Source organism: Gammaproteobacteria bacterium, assembly GCA_033344735.1.
Lineage (GTDB): Bacteria > Pseudomonadota > Gammaproteobacteria > UBA4575 > UBA4575 > UBA1858.
In genome coordinates this window covers 1,700,296-1,718,637 of the sequence record JAWPMW010000001.1, presented here as the reverse complement: position 1 = coordinate 1,718,637, position 18,342 = coordinate 1,700,296, and the positions used below count along the sequence as shown (strand labels likewise).

14 protein-coding genes are annotated in these 18,342 nt (G+C 38.4%); 9 read left to right on the top strand and 5 right to left on the bottom strand.

Annotated features, from left to right (window positions below):
• The first annotated feature begins 242 nt into the window (after nucleotides 1–242).
• Together R8G33_08810 and R8G33_08805 are read left to right on the top strand one after the other, a co-directional pair.
• On the top strand, nucleotides 243–893 hold the full coding sequence (locus R8G33_08810; GenBank protein ID MDW3095758.1) for a metalloregulator ArsR/SmtB family transcription factor: 651 nt from the start codon (nucleotides 243–245) through the stop codon (nucleotides 891–893).
• A 50-nt stretch (nucleotides 894–943) separates the two neighbouring features.
• Nucleotides 944–1,633, top strand: coding sequence for an iron-containing redox enzyme family protein (locus R8G33_08805; protein MDW3095757.1), 690 nt, complete (start codon nucleotides 944–946; stop codon nucleotides 1,631–1,633).
• A 4-nt stretch (nucleotides 1,634–1,637) separates the two neighbouring features.
• Here the strand turns inward: R8G33_08805 and R8G33_08800 are convergent, their stop codons facing one another.
• Entirely contained in the window at nucleotides 1,638–2,573 is a 936-nt protein-coding gene (locus R8G33_08800) for a GGDEF domain-containing protein (protein ID MDW3095756.1), read from the bottom strand.
• A gap of 203 nt (nucleotides 2,574–2,776) precedes the next feature.
• A complete protein-coding gene (locus R8G33_08795) occupies nucleotides 2,777–3,553 on the bottom strand; it encodes a LuxR C-terminal-related transcriptional regulator (GenBank protein MDW3095755.1) in 777 nt (258 codons plus the stop codon).
• Between the two features lie 108 nt (nucleotides 3,554–3,661).
• Here R8G33_08795 and R8G33_08790 point away from each other — a divergent pair, with 108 nt between their 5' ends.
• Complete coding sequence (locus R8G33_08790) at nucleotides 3,662–4,006, top strand: cupin domain-containing protein (GenBank protein MDW3095754.1); 345 nt, start codon at nucleotides 3,662–3,664, stop codon at nucleotides 4,004–4,006.
• A 23-nt stretch (nucleotides 4,007–4,029) separates the two neighbouring features.
• Here R8G33_08790 and R8G33_08785 read toward each other — a convergent pair whose 3' ends face one another.
• On the bottom strand, nucleotides 4,030–4,689 hold the full coding sequence (locus R8G33_08785) for an MOSC domain-containing protein (GenBank protein ID MDW3095753.1): 660 nt from the start codon (nucleotides 4,687–4,689) through the stop codon (nucleotides 4,030–4,032).
• Between the two features lie 71 nt (nucleotides 4,690–4,760).
• On the opposite strand from R8G33_08785, the gene djlA reads away from it, so the two are divergent.
• Nucleotides 4,761–5,555: a co-chaperone DjlA gene (gene djlA, locus R8G33_08780; GenBank protein MDW3095752.1), complete on the top strand. Its 795-nt coding sequence runs from the start codon at nucleotides 4,761–4,763 to the stop codon at nucleotides 5,553–5,555.
• An 18-nt stretch (nucleotides 5,556–5,573) separates the two neighbouring features.
• On the opposite strand, the gene R8G33_08775 is transcribed toward djlA, so the two are convergent.
• Both R8G33_08775 and R8G33_08770 read right to left on the bottom strand, forming a co-directional pair.
• Entirely contained in the window at nucleotides 5,574–5,840 is a 267-nt protein-coding gene (locus R8G33_08775) for a hypothetical protein (protein MDW3095751.1), read from the bottom strand.
• Nucleotides 5,841–6,068: 228 nt separating this feature from the next.
• Nucleotides 6,069–6,464 (bottom strand): YbaN family protein, encoded by a 396-nt coding sequence (locus R8G33_08770; protein MDW3095750.1) that lies wholly within the window; start codon nucleotides 6,462–6,464, stop codon nucleotides 6,069–6,071.
• 416 nt (nucleotides 6,465–6,880) lie between these two features.
• Between R8G33_08770 and R8G33_08765 the strand changes: the two genes are divergently transcribed.
• From R8G33_08765 to R8G33_08745, 5 genes are all read left to right on the top strand, one after another.
• The gene (locus R8G33_08765; protein MDW3095749.1) at nucleotides 6,881–9,277 is read left to right on the top strand and encodes a DUF11 domain-containing protein; all 2,397 of its coding nucleotides are present in this window, start codon (nucleotides 6,881–6,883) and stop codon (nucleotides 9,275–9,277) included.
• Nucleotides 9,274–10,287: a hypothetical protein gene (locus R8G33_08760; GenBank protein ID MDW3095748.1), complete on the top strand. Its 1,014-nt coding sequence runs from the start codon at nucleotides 9,274–9,276 to the stop codon at nucleotides 10,285–10,287. Before R8G33_08765 ends, R8G33_08760 begins: the two co-directional genes overlap by 4 nt.
• 13 nt (nucleotides 10,288–10,300) lie before the next feature.
• Nucleotides 10,301–10,804: a hypothetical protein gene (locus R8G33_08755; GenBank protein MDW3095747.1), complete on the top strand. Its 504-nt coding sequence runs from the start codon at nucleotides 10,301–10,303 to the stop codon at nucleotides 10,802–10,804.
• Nucleotides 10,805–10,839: 35 nt separating this feature from the next.
• On the top strand, nucleotides 10,840–11,949 hold the full coding sequence (locus tag R8G33_08750; protein ID MDW3095746.1) for a hypothetical protein: 1,110 nt from the start codon (nucleotides 10,840–10,842) through the stop codon (nucleotides 11,947–11,949).
• Nucleotides 11,950–12,012: 63 nt separating this feature from the next.
• Nucleotides 12,013–18,324: an OmpA family protein gene (locus R8G33_08745; GenBank protein MDW3095745.1), complete on the top strand. Its 6,312-nt coding sequence runs from the start codon at nucleotides 12,013–12,015 to the stop codon at nucleotides 18,322–18,324.
• Nucleotides 18,325–18,342 lie beyond the last annotated feature (18 nt).

The window sequence follows — 18,342 nt, the reverse complement described above, 5'->3', positions numbered from 1 at the left end:
ATAAAGAGAACACATATTTACAGCTAATGAATATCAAATATGAAAGCTAAAATGAAAAATCCATAAATCAAAATTACACCTGCAATTACAGTCTTGATCAAATCTCTTATGGCAGTTTTATATTCATTTTCGGTCATAGTATGCACCTCATAAAATGGTGATAATTGATTGGAGTTGCGTTAGGATAAAATACTCTACCATATTCAATTGATCAATTGAATATATTCACTGGATCTGTGTGTATGACATTTAAAAAAGACTTATTTGCAGAATTTGCTCAAGTGGGGAAGTCACTAGGTAATGGTAACCGATTGGAACTATTAGAGTTTTTAGCACAAGGTGAGCGTTCAGTAGATGAATTGTCTAAAGCATCCAAGCTAACTGTGGCGAATACATCTCAGCATCTACAGGGCCTTAGAAGATCTGGCTTGGTGAAAAAAAGAACAGAAGGTCAAAGGTCCTATTATCGTTTGAGTGACTACTCAGTTGTCGCATTGTTGGCATTAATGAGAAATATTGCCGAAAATAATTTAGCTGAAATACAAATTCTTATATCGAGTTATTTGAAAACAAAAGACCAGCTAGAACCTATTTCAAGAGACGAATTACTGAAACGAGTAAATTCTGGAGAAGTCACAGTGATAGATGTGAGACCCGAAGTAGAGTATGAGTCAGGGCACTTGCCACGAGCGATCAATATCCCAATGGTGAATATAGAAAGTGAACTAGATAAATTGCCACAGGATAAAGAAGTGGTTGCATATTGCCGCGGTCCGTACTGTTTATTAGCATTTGAGGCAATCGAATTATTACGTTCTCAAGGGTTTAATGCCCGTCGATTAGAAGACGGATTCCCTGAGTGGAAACTACGAGGTTTACCAGTAGAGCAATGAATATAAAAAATTAGCCGGCAGCACTTGTTGCCAACGACATGGAGATTGAAGTGCAAGGAAGAAACTACTTAAAAAACTTAAAAGATGAATTATTAGAACACCCTCTTTTTGATGATCCATTGATTGAAAATATAACCAGTGTTTCGGTGTTTGAAACCGATAAGGCACAAAAATTTGCAAATTTGTATTACCCGCATATTCTTCGCACAAGGCTGTATCAGGCTAGTACGCTAGGAATAACACCTGATGAAAATATACAGTTTGTATTATCAGGTATTTTATATGATGAGTATGGTCTGGGAAATTCTACGAAATCACATATGCAACTATATCGAAACTTTATGCAAGCAATAGGACTTGATATAAAACCATACTCACAATACAAGATTATTCCTGAGTTACAAATGTACATAAGCGCCATGGAGCAACTTACTCGTAATGGGGACTGGTTGTCTGCGGTGGCAGCAGTGGGTGTTGCCAGTGAATGGCCTATTCCAAAGTATTATCAACTATTGTTGAATGGCTTGAGAAAAATACCTGGAATAAATGATGCCAATCTCGAATTGTTTGTAGGGCATATCGAGCTTGATATTGAACACTCAGAAATGATCGAACAGTCCGTACTACCTTATCTAAATGACCCGGAAAATCAAAAGCGATTTGATGAGGGTATTAAGATCAACATGGACGCGCGGAGAGTTTTACATGCTGGACTAAATCGTGAAATATTTGAGAGTTAGCAAATCATACGCCAGATAAAAGGCCTATTTGATTGCGGCCCTTTCTTTTTGCTTTGTACATAGCCTTATCAGCGTAAGCAATGAATTGAGAAACACATTTAATTTCATTGTCGGGGTAATTGGATACACCAATGCTTAATGTAGTGTTAATTTTCTTATCGCCAACCGAGAAGTTCATTTCTTCAACATTGTTTCGAACCTGTTCTGCTAGCTGTAATCCTTTTAAAGAACTAATATTTGGGCAGACAATTGCAAATTCATCTCCACCGTAACGACAAACAATATCTGCAGAGCGCACCGTTTGTATTAGTTTATCTGCAATATGTTTCAAAATTTTATCACCAATTTGATGGCCGTATGTATCATTGATAGTTTTAAAATTGTCGACATCAATCATGAATAAACAAAGCGAGCTAAAGTCTCTTTTAGCTGAGATATAGGCGCTATTTAAAAAGTGAGCGAATGCTTTTCGGTTATAGGCTTTTGTTAAAATATCTTTAGATAACTGATCTTCAATGTAGTCTTTATATTCTGCGTCAAGTTGGTTGTTTAATGAAAATTTGAGTACAGTAGAAACACCAATGGATACTTGATCGCCATTTTTTATTTCAATTTTGTCTGTCAATTTATTACCATTGATATAGGTGCCATTTGCACTTTTTAAGTCCTCTACAAAAACAGAAACGCCATCGAATCGCATGCGAATATGTGTACGAGAGATGCCTGTATCAACAACCTGTAACCCAGCTTCTGGTGATCGTCCTAAAGTGATATCTGTATCTGGCTCTAGTTGAAAGGATAAACCTGTTCTGGGCCCGGATATTGCTGTTACAGAAACGCTAATATTAGAGCTGGATTGCTTCTTTAACAGACCATCCGAAGGACGCGTAACAATTGTATCGTCTGACAATATTTTTAATATTTGGCTAGTGTCTTCCACTGCTATTTCATCATGTTAACCAGACACAGACTATCCATAAAATGGCAATTTAATTCCGGAGAATTAAGCACATACCTAGGATATTTATTGTGATGAAGATGAGGTAGATGCTAAATATGTTAGCTAGCGCACACTAAACGGAGTTAAATGAGGGATAAACGGTGGTAATACCTAGTTATTGATTAGTTAGGTAGATGCTAGTGCTATAACCAGTACTCACACTTTTTGACTAAATCTATTTGATTGCTGGCATTCAAACGGCTTCTTGCATTTCTGAATTGATTCTCAATTGTGCGGGTGGATTTATTTAAATGATCCGCGATCTGTTTATAGGTCATACCTTTTGCTGCTAGTCGGATGGCAATTAATTCAGACTCGCTTGGTTTTGAAAACATGCTATGTAACTTAGGGTTGAACCAATAATTACTAATACCAGCGAGTGGGCCTAGAAATCTAGAACAGAATGTATGCATAAAGTTAATTTCATCTTCATTCCAATCATGGGGTTTTGAAGTATGATCTATGCATGCAATACCGATTGGTTTATCTTCCCATAGCAATTTTTGTAACAGCATTGACTTACAGCCTGCCTCTAAGAATAAGTCTTTTAAATCTCCAAGCCCCTCATGAGATGACACATCGTTAATGGCTGTTGGCGGTGTCGTTCGCCATATTTCCTGCATGGCATCATTCTGGTTTGGTAAAAGTAAACCGATTATGGACGGGGCATTTGTAGATTGACTGATAAATTCCGTTATTGGTGTGTAGTGTTGATGGGTGGGTGTAGCAAATCCAGCATCAGCACGACAGACAGATAATTCTCTGGCTAAGAATTCTAAACCAACTTGTACTAATTGCTTGGGATCATCAATCACAATAATCATATGTGCCGCACAGTTAAGCATACGGGTATCACAATCGATATTAGAATCGATGTATTCTTTCCTTAGTGATTGTATGGATGGGAGTTGGTCTTTCAATGGATTGGTTTGTGCCGCTAATAATTTAGGGGTTATTTGCCATGTACGAGTTAGTGTTGCTATTTTATTATAGCTCTAAGTTTATACATGAAAGGAATGATAATGGGAATGAAACATTTTGATAAAGCGCAGTCGAAACAGATTAATTCACTGGGTATTGACGGAATTAATGCTTATTTACAGGATACCGTCGCTTCTAATAATGATAGTGCACCAATTGCTGGGGGCTTCTTTAGAATGGAAGCAGGTAATCCTCTCGAGTACACTTATTCATATGATGAGTGCAAGATAATGCTTGAGGGTGAAATGACAATTACTGAAAGTGGTGGAGAAACAGTAACATTAACACCCGGTGATGTAATTTATTTTGATAGCGGTACAACTGTTACATTTTCCTCAAAATCATCTGGTACTGCATTTTATGTTGGTCAGAGAAAGTTGGGTGAGTTGTAAGGGTTTATATTTGAAACTAATCGTTAAGCGAGATCATCTAGGCGTTTTTTAAGAGCGTTTCTCCAGCTAGTTGATAATTGTTTGCACTCTAATAGCGATGAAATGGAATCTTTTGACTGCCCGGGGCTATGCATGAGTATATTGGCTTGTGCAATGCTCCATGAAGGGTTGTTTCTTTCGGCTAATTCAAGCACGTCTGAATTTTGGACATGACCTTCTTGTAATACTCGTAAATACCAACCTGTTTTTCCAGTTTGTTGAATCCAGAATGGTAACTTTGCTTGGTTAAATTTACGCGCTAACTTCCAACAAGGTTGGCGCGGTTGAGAAACCTCGACAATGCAACTGCCAATTTGGTAAATATCACCAATACAGACACCAACCTCAGTTAATCCTGATACTGTAAAATTTTCCCCAAAAGCCCCATTATGTGGTGACGGTAAATTAATGCGTTTACGAAATGGAAATCGTGCACGTTGATTCCAATATTTGTAATGCTCAATGGGGTATACATTAACCGCTTTATCTAGTCCGCCATGCACAGTCAGATCGGCTTGTTTATCGCCCTCTAGATTATATTTGCTTAGGAATACTTGTCCATGGACAGGTGATTTATATATTGCAGTAGTCCAATCTAAAGCAATGTCTTTGGGTTTTCCTACTTGAATGGTTTCGATGCGCATGATGCAATCATATATCAAATAACACATATTAATGAAATGATGCGGCAATTAAAAATTTGGAAAATTGATTCATGAGTTGGTGGGGGAAAATAGCTGGAGGTGGTATTGGCCTGGTGCTGGGTGGTCCGCTAGGAGGAATGCTCGGGGCAGTACTCGGACATCAAGTGGATAAAGCCAAAAGGCTCAAAGCAGGCATTGGAAATAGTTCGCAAGAAACAGCGCAAGCGGCATTTTTTACCGCAACATTTTCTGTTATGGGACATATCGCAAAAGCAGATGGACATGTTACTAAGCAAGAAATACAGATGGCCGAACAAATATTTGAGCATATGAATTTTAAGCCAGAGCAACGAAGTGCAGCCATTGAATTATTTAATAAGGGCAAAGAAAATGATTTCGATCTGACTGATGTGTTGGCTCAATTTAAAAAAGAATGTGGTAGAAAAATCACTCTGATTCAGATGTTCATGCAGATTCAATTACAGGCTGCTTATGCTGACGGAAGTAAGCATCCTGCTGAAGATAAGATTCTAAAAGATATTTGTAATGCTTTAGGTTATCCAGTTGCTATGCTGAGTCAGCTGGAAGCAATGTTATACGCGCAACAAAGCAATTATTCAGGGGCTAATCCAAACCAGCCACCTAACTCTGCACAGATTAGTAATGCTTATTCAGTGTTGGGAATGAAACAGACAAATACGGACTCTGAAATCAAGAAAGCTTACCGCCGTTTGATGAGCCAACATCATCCTGACAAACTGATATCAAAAGGTTTACCTGAGGAAATGATTCAAGTAGCTACTGATAAATCGCAGCAAATACAAAAGGCTTATGAGCTGATTAAAAACTCTAGAAGAGTTGATTAATCATTTTTGGGTAGTTGTTTAATGTAATGCTACTTGTAGCTCTCGAGGAGTGAACTCAGGAATAGGGTTTTCCTGTATCAGTTCTAATACTAGCTGAAGGGCGAAATCCATCTGCTCCAAATCTATCCGGTCTGCTTCTTGGCATTGAGCAAGAGAGGCCTCATAAGAAACTTGAGATATTACTGATAATGCATAATCACGTTCACGTTCACTAGAGCAAGTTTCAAAATTGCGTATTGCATTGAATACACGGTTTGTTAATGCGCGATACTCTTCAATATTCATCTGAACCTTCCTCTCTGTTCTCCGTGAGGGCCAGATTAATATTTAGCAAAATGAGTTTCAATTACATGCAGCGCAACTTTGCTACCGCTTAGAGAATAAATTTATCTGAGTGTTAACTAGCACACAGTTTATAGATGTTTTGCTCTAACTAGTCGATTGCGTTAAGTGCCATTTTGAGCAATCAATAATGTCCAAAAAAAGAGCTAGCAAGTAAATAGAAAGTATAATTTATTCAGATATTTTGACGGGTTGTTTGGTTAAAGTAGGTTTCATCCAGAGAAATACAGTTAAGGTGATACCAAGAATAAAAATACCTATACGTAACCATGTTATCTCTAGAAGAAATATCGAAATACTAAGTGTCACCCATATGAAGATAATTGCTTTAATTTTCACATCACGAGGGATGCCTTTATTGTCTTTATAACTCTCGATGAGCGGGCCAAAAAGTCTGTGTGTTATTAGCCACTGGTGAAATCTTGGTGATGATTTAGCAAAGCACCCTGCCGCTAAAAGTATAAATGGTGTGGTTGGGAGTAAAGGTAGAACAATGCCAATCACTCCTAACAAAATCGATAGCCAGCCCGAACAAATCAAGAAATATTGTTTTGCCTTATTCTGCATGGGAACTCTTATTTGTGTGACTCAATGGGCGCAATTATAGAAATCTAATCATAGCTATTTTATCTCAGACCTATTTGGCTGATCCTAATATGGCTGATAGGCAATCTTATATATATTATCTCTATGTTTATCAATAAGTTATAAATCTGCGAGAGGTATCTAAGAAAATTTAAATATGTGAGATGTTAACTCCGTCAAAAAACCAACTATCTTGCCTCTATACGTCGTTAAATTGACGCTTTTAAGCTGAATCTGGCTGCCCGCCATTACTCACTATATTTAAGCTTACTGCGTGGATCTGTGTCTTTTGCATAGATAATTAATTAACTCATTGATTTTAAATAATAAAATTAATAAAGACGGTTTTCTGTCGAATAGGAATTGAAAACTGTACAACCATGGAGTGGGGTCGTTAGGTGGGCAATCTTAACATCAGGTTAGCGGTAGCTGTATGCGTATCTATTGCCGTTAGGCAAGGGGTAGCAGTGGCTATTTTGTTGCTATGTGCTGTGAGTACCCACGCAGATGTTACTACACAACTTGACTGGGATTCACTGACTTGGCCGGCAGGATCCACTAGTCAAACTTACACAATTGGATCAGGTGATGTTTCGATAACGCTAAATGGGTCAACCGATACTCCGCCAGGAGATACAGGAGGATTGGCGAATGGTAGTCCATTCATAACTAATGACTTAACGGGAGGATTATCACCCATACAAGATTCATTAGAGATAAATGTTGATTATCCTGCAACAAGTCTACAGCAGATTCCAATCATTATAGATTTCACACATCCCGGTGGAGTTAGCAATGTTAGTTTTAATATTTTTGATGTCGATTTAGGCTCATGGGTTGACGTTGTGCAAGTGACAGCGACAACTGATGGTGTCACATATTTCAATCCAACTAGCATTGCGAGTAACTCGGCGAATACTTCTGATGGTATCAATACTGTCACAGGCACCTCAGGATCATCATCAAGTTCTAACGGAACAGCAACGTTTACATTTGCTAATTCAGGTATCACCCAGATACGTATTTTATATAGTAATCAAAACACTGCATTCCAATGGATTGCGTTGCATGACATAAACTTCACATATTCAGAATCTGACTTATCAATTTCAAAAACACACACAGGAATATTTAATCAAGGTGATGTTGAAACATATACCTTAAGAGTCAGTAATAACGCAGCAGCTAGTGATGACCCCGGCATAATTACAGTCACTGACACACTTCCCGCTGGATTGACTTATGTAAACGCTACTGGAACAGGATGGACATGCGGCGCAATAGGACAAGATGTCACTTGTACTAACCCTGGTCCATTAAGTGCAGGGAATAGTCTGTCCGATATAACACTTGAAGTGTTGGTAGATGCGGCAGCAGTTCCGTCAGTGACAAATACTGCAACAGTGAGTGGTTTACTGCCAGATTCAAATACTGGAGATAACACTGACACAGATTTAACAACGGTTGTGGGAAATCCGGCTATTACTGCTGGTAATAAACCACTATATCTATATTCAGATACTAATGGCGATACTGATCCGGATTTATCGAGATCACCTCCTACTACAGCTCAAACAAGAATACGTATTCGAAAGAATAATGAGGTATTTGAAACATGGGTGCTAAATCCGCAGACACAAGCGGATTTAATTATTGATGGTGATAACGGCACAATTCCAGTTGAGTTAATACTAAATAGATGTAATTCGTGTGGAAACGCATCGCGAAGTGTGCAGGTAACACTGTCTACCTCGTTAGGAGTTATAGGCACAGTCTCTAGAAACTTATCACTGAATGGAACACCTACATCATTCACTTTTTTAGTGCCAATTAGTGGTGACATTTCACTACCATCTGGATCAACAATATCGCTCACAGTTACAAATGTCACACCTGGCTCAGGTGGTAGAAGGATTTTTGTTTATCCTGAAAATGGCGGAAGTAACTCGCGTGTTGAACTAACGTCAGAAACAGTTATTAATGTTGATGATATAGAATTTTATGACGCAGCATTTCCTGGAGGATCGCTAGTAACATCAGTATTACCAGGATCAAATATATTTGCTCGAGCAACTGTCAGTGATCCATTTGGTAGTTTTGATATTAGCAATGCCTTAATCAGCATTATTGATGCAGACTCAAGCAGTGTGGTTACTAATGCGGTAATGACAGAGTTGGCGGGAGCAAGTGGGGCGATAAAAACATTTGAATATGCTTATCTAGTTGCCGCAACGCCATTAGGAACCTGGAATGCAGTAGTAACTTCAAACGAAGGCACTGAAGGAATTGTTAGCGATAATGCTGCAGCTTCATTTTTGGTTGGCGGCACACCAGATGTAATTTTTCTTAAAACTTCTCAAGTAATCGATGATGGTTTAGGGACTGTAGCACCAATTGCAAAAGCGATTCCTGGTGCAGCAGTTCTATATCGATTAGCTGCAAGCAACCAAGGAGATGGAGCGACTGATAGTAATCTAACTATTGTTGATTCTATTCCATCAAATACTAGTTTGTGCGTTGCCAACCCATGTGCCCAAGGGCTGGATCCTATTCAATTTTTAGATGCTCCGGTCGGAACAACTGCAAGTGGTCTTAGCTATTCTTATGCAAGTGATGTTGAATATTCAAAAAGTAGCGGACCTATTTATACATACGGAGCAACATTAACGCCTGATGGCAATGGCTACGACCAAGGTGTAACACGAATACGTATAAGTCCGAGTGGGCAATTTAATCCGGCAAGTGGTTTAACACCAGCAGGGTTCCAGATAATTTTCAGAGTACAGGTGCAATGATGAAAAAAATTGCACAAGTAATTTCAATAATAATATTTTTATCATTATGTAATGTTGTTAAGGCTGTGGGTGTAGCAGCAGGCACATCTGTATCGAATACTGCAACAGTCAGCTTTAATATTGGCGGTACCCCAGGAACTGCATTTGATACGGATGTTTTCCAAGTTCAGGAACTCATTAATGTGGGTATTACGTGGCAGGATGCAGCAAATATTATTGTAGCGCCTGGCTCAACTCAACAAGTACTAACATTTCTATTAACAAATACTGGGAACGGAATAGAGTCATTCTCATTGTTAATCGATAACGCTGCTGTGACAACAGATGATTTCAACCCTGTAAATGGAAATATCCATATAGATGGTAACGCCAATGGAATATTTGATGGCGCACCAACCGATCCTGTTTATGTTTCTGGGCTTAATGATCCACTATTGGATGCTAATGGCATAGATAGCCAGGTCATATTTTTAGTAAGTGACATACCAGTTACAACAAGCGTAGGTGAAACTGGTATCAGCCAATTAACTGCTAATTCATTAACAGTAAGCGCAGCTGGCGCTGTGAGTGGAACGATTCTGAATGGTTTGGGAGATGGTGGTATCGATGCAGTAGTTGGCGTAAGTCAAGCAGATGATATAGAGACTGGCACTTATCAAGTTGATACCACACCGATTGATGTGAGTATTTTAAAAACAGCCCAAGTTGTAAGTGATGGTAGTGGATGTTCAGTTGCGCCATGTTCGCCTATACCTGGTGCAACCATACGTTATTCCTTACAAGTAATTATTTCAGGTGTTGGCACAGTCAACAATTTAGTCATCACCGATCCGATTCCTATCAATACGACATATACGACAGAGAGTATCAATTTAAATGCTATCTCTCTGACGGATAGTGGTGTTGATGCGGACGCAGGAAATTTTTCTGCAAACACGGTAACGGTTAATTTGGGAGATATCTCAAGCGCTGTTACTCATCTTATAACTTTCGATGTAACCATAAACTAAATAGGAGAACAAAGTGAGTAGATACTTCCTGACATTCACGAAAACACTTTGTGTGTTCTTATTAGCATCCGCTGTATCAATGGCGATTGCTAATCCTTCTAACGCAATTGAAGTAAGTTCAATCGTTGAACTAGAAGTTATTTCATTGGATGAGCAAGGTAATGAAATTATCAAGCGTATTCCTGCTGAAAAAGTAACTCCTGGTAGCGAAGTAATTTATACAACGCGTTTTAAACATAACGGCGCTGAGCCAGCTGAGGATATTGTAATTTCAAATCCAATTCCTGAACACACTATCTATAAAGTAGGTAGTGCTAAAGGAAATGGTACTGAAACTCTTTATTCGGTAGATGGTGGAAAATCGTTTCATCAGCGAGATCAACTAACAGTTGTAGGACAAGACGGTAGTAATCGAGTAGCTGAGGCAAAAGATTACACAGATATACGTTGGACCTACAAAGGGAAGTTGCAGCCCGGTGATGAAGGGACAGTCGAATTTCGAGTTGTTCTTAAATAGTCGTATCCAAGAGTTAAGTACAAGGAGTACATATTATGGATAATTTTAAATATAAATTTTTATCGCAAATCCTGCTAGGGTTTGCTCTCATAGTGGCGTTTGCATCACAAGTACATGCAGTAGGTACTGCTGCCGGGACACAAGTTGATAACCAGGCAACGTTGAGTTACACGGTTGGTGGTACACCACAGGTACCAGTCACTTCTGATGATCCAAACCAAGGTGGTACCAACGATGCTACAAGCTTTATCGTTGATACCAAAATAGATGTCACTGTAACATGGCAAGATGGTGCAAATGTTCAAGTGGCACCAGGCCAAGATGGTTCGACACCTGTGCCAAACCCTCCTTCTGTATTGGAGTTTTTGGTGACTAACGAAGGTAATGCTGATTTCCAAGATTTTTCGCTAAGTACTGAAAATCTTGCAGGGGACTTTAATCCAAGTTCAGTGTTGATTTTTGTTGATGATGGAGATGGCTTATATAATCCAGCGTTAGATACAGCAACCTTTATTGATGAGTTAAGCTCAACGGCAGCGGGTAATGCAAATGAAGTTACCGTATTTGTTGTTGGTTCGATTCCATCAACACAAACAAATGGGCAGCTTTCAAATATCGCCTTAATTGCAACTGCACATGACGGTAATGGTGGGACAACAGGTGCATTAGGCGCGCCAACAGTAGCTGATACTCTCGCAAATGACATAGTATTTGGCGCTGGTGCAAATCAGGTAGTATTTGCTGATGGTGCTGGTACTGCAACTGTTGATACTGCACTTAATGGTCAGCATTCCGATACTGGTACATATGTCGTTACTGCAACCACAGTAGCAGTGAGAAAGTCATCTGCAGTTAGCGATGATGGATTAGGTAATACTTCAGCAACGGCTAAAGCGATTCCTGGTGCAACGGTGACATATACTATTGAAATTGAAAATTCAGGTAGTATCGGTGCTACAGCAATTACATTGACAGACCCAATTGATATTACAAATCTGTCTTATAACAATCCGAGTGTTACATTTAGCGCGGATTGCGGTGGCGCAACAAGCGAAAGTTTTGTTAGTCCAAACTTAACAATTAATGTTGGGTCGATTGCGGCAGGTGCAACATGCACTGTTACATTTGATGTAACTATACTTTAGTTACGCATTGTAAATTGTCAGGAAGTGTACGCGAGTATTTGATGCTCGCGTACATACTGATAAATGCGAAGGATTGCAAAAACAATATATAACTACATACAGGTGGTGTGTGGTTCTATTACGCAAGTACGTCAGCTTGCTGTATATGCGTGCGCGCAGAAAACAGCGATATTGGCTTTTGTGATTGCTTTATTTAGCTTATTTGCCCATCAAGTATATGCTGTGCCACCAGGTACGGTGATTACTAATACTGCAACCGCCAATTTTGAAATAGCAACAATTCCACAAGCAAGGTTGTCAAATTCAGTTGATATAACTACGACTGTAAATTTAAGCCCGGCAACAATATCATTCTTGCAATATTCACCTTCAGGTTTAGGGGCAACACCAACAAACACTTCACCAACCGGGTGTAGTACAAGTGATATTGCTGGACCATTTTTACCTTTAGGAAATCCTACGTATTTGGGAATGGGGACATTAAATGCCTCAAGTCCACTAGATTTGGTGTCAGCAACTAGCTACCACCAAGGTGAGCCAGTATTTATACAAGTTAATGATGCTAATCGAAATCTGAATAGTACGGTTAGAGATACATTAGTTGTGACAATCAGTTCAACAAGCGTTGGTGATCAAGAGCTTTTACAATTAAGTGAGACTGATGTTGATACCGGAGAATTTGTAGGTTACATACAAACTGTTACAACGCCAGTAACACCTAATGATTGCTTATTAGCAGTGATAACAAATGAATTAATTGAAGTTAGTTATACAGATATTTTTGATGTCACTGATGTGGTAAGTACAAATGTACTAGTAGACCCATTTGGAATAGTATTTAATAGTACAACTGGAGTGCCAGTGAGTGGTGTCACTGTCACATTAATCAATGCTGCAACAAATTTGCCAGCGGCAGTTTTTGGTGATGATCTTGTGAGTGCATTTCCATCAACTGTAGTAACAGGTTCAACAGTCACAGATGCGGGAAGCACAGTTTATAATTTTGGTGCAGGAGAATATCGATTCCCGTCAGTAGCGCCAGGGACGTATAGATTAGAAGTAAGTGCGAGTGAGTATATAACTCCATCGGTAGCTTCAGTCGCTCAACTACAAACATTAGCAAATGCACCATTCGCGTTAGATTCAAATGCTTCATTCGAACAGGATTTTGTTTTAGTTGTTGGCCCACCTTTAAATGTTGATATTCCAATTGATCCACTGGATGACGCATTGTTTGTTACTAAGCGCGCTTCAAAAGATGAAGTTGCTATAGGTGATTTTATGCAGTATGAGATTACAGTGGCAAATAATCGTCCTACAGATATCGCCTTCAATACAAATCTAATTGATGTGTTGCCAACTGGTTTTAGGTACCAGAAAGATTCATTGCAAATAAATGGTAATTATGTTGCAGATCCAAATGTTTCATCTGATGCGAGAACTGTATCAATTGAGTTAGGCGACTTACCAGCAGCCAGTACAGTGACAATTAAGTACGTGATAGAAGTCACCTCGGGAGCACCATTTGGGTCGGCTGTAAATTCAGTGCAAGCAAGTGATGCTTCTGGATTTAGATCAAATGTGGCAGAGGCTATTGTTAGAGTCTTTGATGATTTATTAAGCACCAGAAGTTTTTTAATTGGTACTGTTGCAGAATCTGAATGTGTCAAAAATCATGGTATCAATAGTTCGGTAAATTATTATCTTGAAAGTGAATCGCGAGGGAATGAATTTACACATACACTGACTATAGAAAAAAATGACGCTCGCTCTAATGCGTTAATTGTAGAAATTCTATTGCCAAAATTACTTACTTATAAAAATTCATCTGCAACAATAAATAATAAGAATTATGAGAATTCCGTCATACAAGGACAAAAATTATTATTACCCATAAGGTCAAAAAATAAAAATCAAGTGATAAAGTTCAAGACAATTATTAATGAAGATTATGTGGGTGAGTTTGAGTTGCGAGCTAGATTAGTAACTGAGAATTTGCAACAAGAAAGTACGGTTAGTGATTGGGCAAAAAATATATATAAAGTTGATGAAACTATAAGTATTTTGCAGGCAAATAGTATGATTAAGTCTCTAAAAGCGATGCCAATTAAGCAGCAAAAAGGTATTTCTAATGTGCGTCTATTTTTAGAAGATGGAAGATATGTGCTTACAGACGAGCGTGGCATGTATCATTTTGAAGCGATAGAGCCTGGCACACATGTTGTTTATATAGACCCAGGAAGCATCCCTGATAATCTTGAAATACATCAATGTGTAAATAATACGCGTTTTTCTGGAGATAAGTATTCTCAGTTTGTTGATATTGAGCCAGGTTTATTATGGCGCGCAAATTTCTACTTACGTGAGAAACAGCCTCAGCAGAATTCAATCCAAGTGAAGCTATCAAGTGAGGCTAATGAAAGTGAAATTTTATTTAGACTAGCATTGAATGGTGTATTTGAGGGTCTGAAGAATGTTCGTGCAAGCATTATTCTTCCTCAAGGTCTTGAGTATGTGTCTGATAGTTCTTTGTTAAATGGTGTGAATGGTATAGAGCCTAGTAATTCATTTGGCACTATTACTTATCGATTAGACGATCAACTTACTCTGGCAAATAATAATCTTATCCAATTTGTAGCGCAAGGCGTGCCGAATTCTCAAGGCGAAGTAAGTGCACAAGCATTAATTACGTATGATATTGGTGGTAATAAAAATCAACGTTTAGTGCCTGTGACTAATGATGTTTTCTATCAAAAAGAAGCATCTAAGGTTAATACTCATATTTTAAGATCTAATTTTAATTCCTCATCTGCACAAATTAATTTGAAAGGTATGGAAGATTTAGATCGACTGATTTCAAGCTTAAGTAAACACAAAATAAATAGTGTTCGTATCATAGGACACACAGATAATGTGCCTGTATTAGTTAGAGCCAATTATAAGTATCATAATAATCAGTCTTTATCGGAGGCAAGAGCAAAGGCCGTTTCAGATTATCTAAATTCAGGGTTAAATTTAACTAATACTCAATTACAAATAATAGGGAAAGGGGATACACAGCCGATTGCTAACAATGACACTTGGGATGGTCGGGCATTGAATCGTCGTGTTGAAATAGAAATAGAAAGTCTTGAGATAACGAAGAAAAAACAATTAGAGGTGCTACAGGATAACAGTGCTGCGAGTGCTACCACAATTATCAGTGTTCCAAATACAAAGTCTGAAATTAAAAACATATTGCCAGAAATTAAAGTTGAAGCTATTCCGGTTTATGATCAAACCTGGCTAGAAAATGCTGATAATCAATTAGAGTGGTTGCTGCCGGTGGATAATGCAAATCCTGAAATACCTTCGGTTGGTATAGCAATAAAGCATCCGCGCGAACATAAAATAGTATTATTTCTTAATGGAAAACAGGTCAGTGCATTACAGTTGGATAGTAAATTAGTCAGTACAGATAGTCAGCGTATGATCACACGCTGGCGAGGTGTTGATGTTTTAGAGGGGGATAATCAGCTAGAAGCAATTACATACAACCGCGATGATGTTGAGCAACAAAGAATATATAAGAATCTTCATTTGTCAGGCCAACCTGTAAGGGCTGAGTTGGTTCCAGAGTATTCACGTTTAGTCGCAGACGGACGCAGTAAAATTTTAATAGCAGTCAGATTTTATGATCGTTGGGGTTACCCTGCTAGACCAGGAATTGTGGGATCCTACAAACTTTCTTCTGACTATACTGATTCAGCACTAAAGAAGCGTTTAGATGAGCAACCTTTAAATGGATTACTCAAAGGTCAAACTAGGTATAAGATTGCTGAAGATGGCATTGCTTATATAGAAATTGAACCTAGTACAACTAGTGGTAAAGCAGACTTAGATTTTGAATTTATCGATGATCGAAAACAGACTATTAGTGCTTGGTTAAAAGCAGTTCAAAAAGAGTGGATACTTGTAGGGCTGGCTGAAGGCACTGCAGGATACAACAACATTTCTGGTAATTCAGAAGCATTGGATGATAACCAACACGAAGATAATTTGTATGAAAATGGTCGGCTAGCATTTTATGGGAAAGGACAAGTGAAAGGCGAATGGTTACTAACGCTAGCGTATGACTCAGAACGAAAGGAAAGAAATTCTTCTGAACGTTTATTTCAGACGATAGATCCTGATGAGTATTACACATTATATGGGGATGCGACTGAGCAACAATTTGATGCGGCGAGCTCAAGAAAGCTATATTTAAAGATAGAAAAACAACAATTCTATGCGTTGTTCGGGGATTTTGATACTGGATTAACAATCACAGAGCTAGCGCGTTATAGCCGCAGCATGACAGGCATCAAGAGTGAATTTGAAGGTAATAACTATGGCTTTAATGCTTTTGCTGCAGATACTGATCAAATTTTTGCGCGCGATGAAATACAAGGTAATGGCACATCAGGATTATATCGTTTATCTAATACGAGCATTATTATAAATAGTGAAAAAATACGTTTAGAAACCAGAGATCGTTTTCAGCCGCAGGAGGTAATTTCTGAGCAGCAGTTAAATCAATTCTTGGATTATAGTATTGATACCGTAAATGGGACATTATTCTTTAAGCAACCGGTGCAAAGTAGAGATGATAATTTCAATCCGATCTATATAGTGGCTGACTATGAGGTGTCAGGGTCAAGTGACCGGCAGGTGACTGCTGGTGGACGAGCTAATGTGTTTAGTAAAGATAAAAAATTAGAAGTAGGATTAAGTGGTATCACTCAAGGTGATACTACTACAGAGGGTAACCTTATTGGTCTAGATGCAAAATATGAGATCTCAAATCAAACTGAGATTCAAATTGAAGTTGCAACTAGTAAAACAAAATCAAATGGTGACTCTCGAAATGGTACTGCATACATGGCTGAGCTACAGCATAATTCTGAAAAAGCAGATGCTAATTTATATTTTAGGCGGCAAGCATCATCTTTTGGATTGGAACAACAGAGTGCGAATAATGACGGAAGTAAACGTTATGGTGTAGATACGCGCTATAAAATTAATGACAGTTTGAATGTTAATAGTGAAGTTTATCGTGATGAGGTGCTGGCTAATGATAATGAACGTACAGTTGCTACAGTAGAACTCGAGAAATCAAAAAAGCTATACGATATGGCTGCAGGAGTGTCATACGCTAAAGACAAATTAGAAAGTCAGGAAGATAATGATTCTGTCTTAGCAACTGCAAGAGCTTCTCGCTATATATTTGATAGTAAGTTGAAAGTTCGCGCTGATGCTGACATTGAGCTAACCAATGATAATTCTGTAGATCATCCTACTCGACTACTAGGAGGAATCGATTATCGCCTTAATCAAGCGACTGAATTATTTGTTGAACATGAATACACGCAAGGTGAAGATCAAGATACTAATACTTCACGAGTAGGAACAAGGTTAACACCGTGGAGTCAGGCTACGATTAATAGCTCAGTTGAACAACAATCAAGTGAAAATGGAGAGCGTGTATTTAGTAACTTAGGCTTTGTTCAGGGTTGGCAGTATAGTGATAATCTTCAATTGGATTTCAGTCTTGATCGTTCAGACACCTTGCGTGATCCAGGTGGGCAGGCCTTTAATGAGAATACTGCATTAGCCTCCGGTACAATTAGCGAAGATTTCACTGCGGGATCTGTAGGTGCAAATTATGTGCAAGGAGACTGGTCATCATCTTCAAGGGTAGAATATCGCACAAGTGATAATGATATTCAGCGAAGTTTGTTTATGGGTTACTATCGTGAACAAGCTACCGGTGTTGGAATGTCATTGGATTTGCAAGTATTTGATACTGATCGACGTAACGGTGCGGATGAAGCGCAAGCAGACATAAACTATTCAGTTGCATATAGGCCTGATAATAGTGCATTAACTATATTAAATAGATTTGATTTAAATTATGAAGATACAAACGGAGAAGACTCAAGGATACGAACTAGAAAAGCTATTAATAATTTAAACTTAAACTATACCGTTGACGGCAAACATCAGTTTGGCGCACACTGGGGCATTAAATATACTTTAGACCATATTGATAGCGAAGAATACGATGGAGTTACTCAGTTACTAGGTTTTCAGTATGTTTATGATTTACATGAAAGAGTCGATTTGTCACTACATGGCGATGTTTTGTATTCAAGCAATGCTGATAATTATAGGTATTCATTAGGTCCTTCCTTTGGACTAAACGTCTATAAAAATATGTGGCTAAGTATTGGCTATAATTTGGATGGATTTGAGGATGAAGACTTTTCAAGTTCAGAATATACAGCTAACGGACCTTATGTGAAGATGCGTTTCAAGTTTGATAAAAATACAGTCAAGGGTCTTTTGAAAAAATAATATATTGCTGCTTGTGTT

What these genes read in the sequence shown, in the direction of transcription:
- R8G33_08810 (MDW3095758.1), top strand. Translation starts at nt 243, where the DNA reads ATGACATTTAAAAAAGACTTATTTGCAGAATTTGCTCAAGTGGGGAAG.
- R8G33_08790 (MDW3095754.1), top strand. Translation starts at nt 3,662, where the DNA reads ATGAAACATTTTGATAAAGCGCAGTCGAAACAGATTAATTCACTGGGT.
- R8G33_08785 (MDW3095753.1), bottom strand. Translation starts at nt 4,689, where the DNA reads ATGCGCATCGAAACCATTCAAGTAGGAAAACCCAAAGACATTGCTTTA.
- djlA (MDW3095752.1), top strand. Translation starts at nt 4,761, where the DNA reads ATGAGTTGGTGGGGGAAAATAGCTGGAGGTGGTATTGGCCTGGTGCTG.
- R8G33_08775 (MDW3095751.1), bottom strand. Translation starts at nt 5,840, where the DNA reads ATGAATATTGAAGAGTATCGCGCATTAACAAACCGTGTATTCAATGCA.
- R8G33_08770 (MDW3095750.1), bottom strand. Translation starts at nt 6,464, where the DNA reads ATGCAGAATAAGGCAAAACAATATTTCTTGATTTGTTCGGGCTGGCTA.
- R8G33_08760 (MDW3095748.1), top strand. Translation starts at nt 9,274, where the DNA reads ATGATGAAAAAAATTGCACAAGTAATTTCAATAATAATATTTTTATCA.
- R8G33_08750 (MDW3095746.1), top strand. Translation starts at nt 10,840, where the DNA reads ATGGATAATTTTAAATATAAATTTTTATCGCAAATCCTGCTAGGGTTT.
- R8G33_08745 (MDW3095745.1), top strand. Translation starts at nt 12,013, where the DNA reads ATGCGAAGGATTGCAAAAACAATATATAACTACATACAGGTGGTGTGT.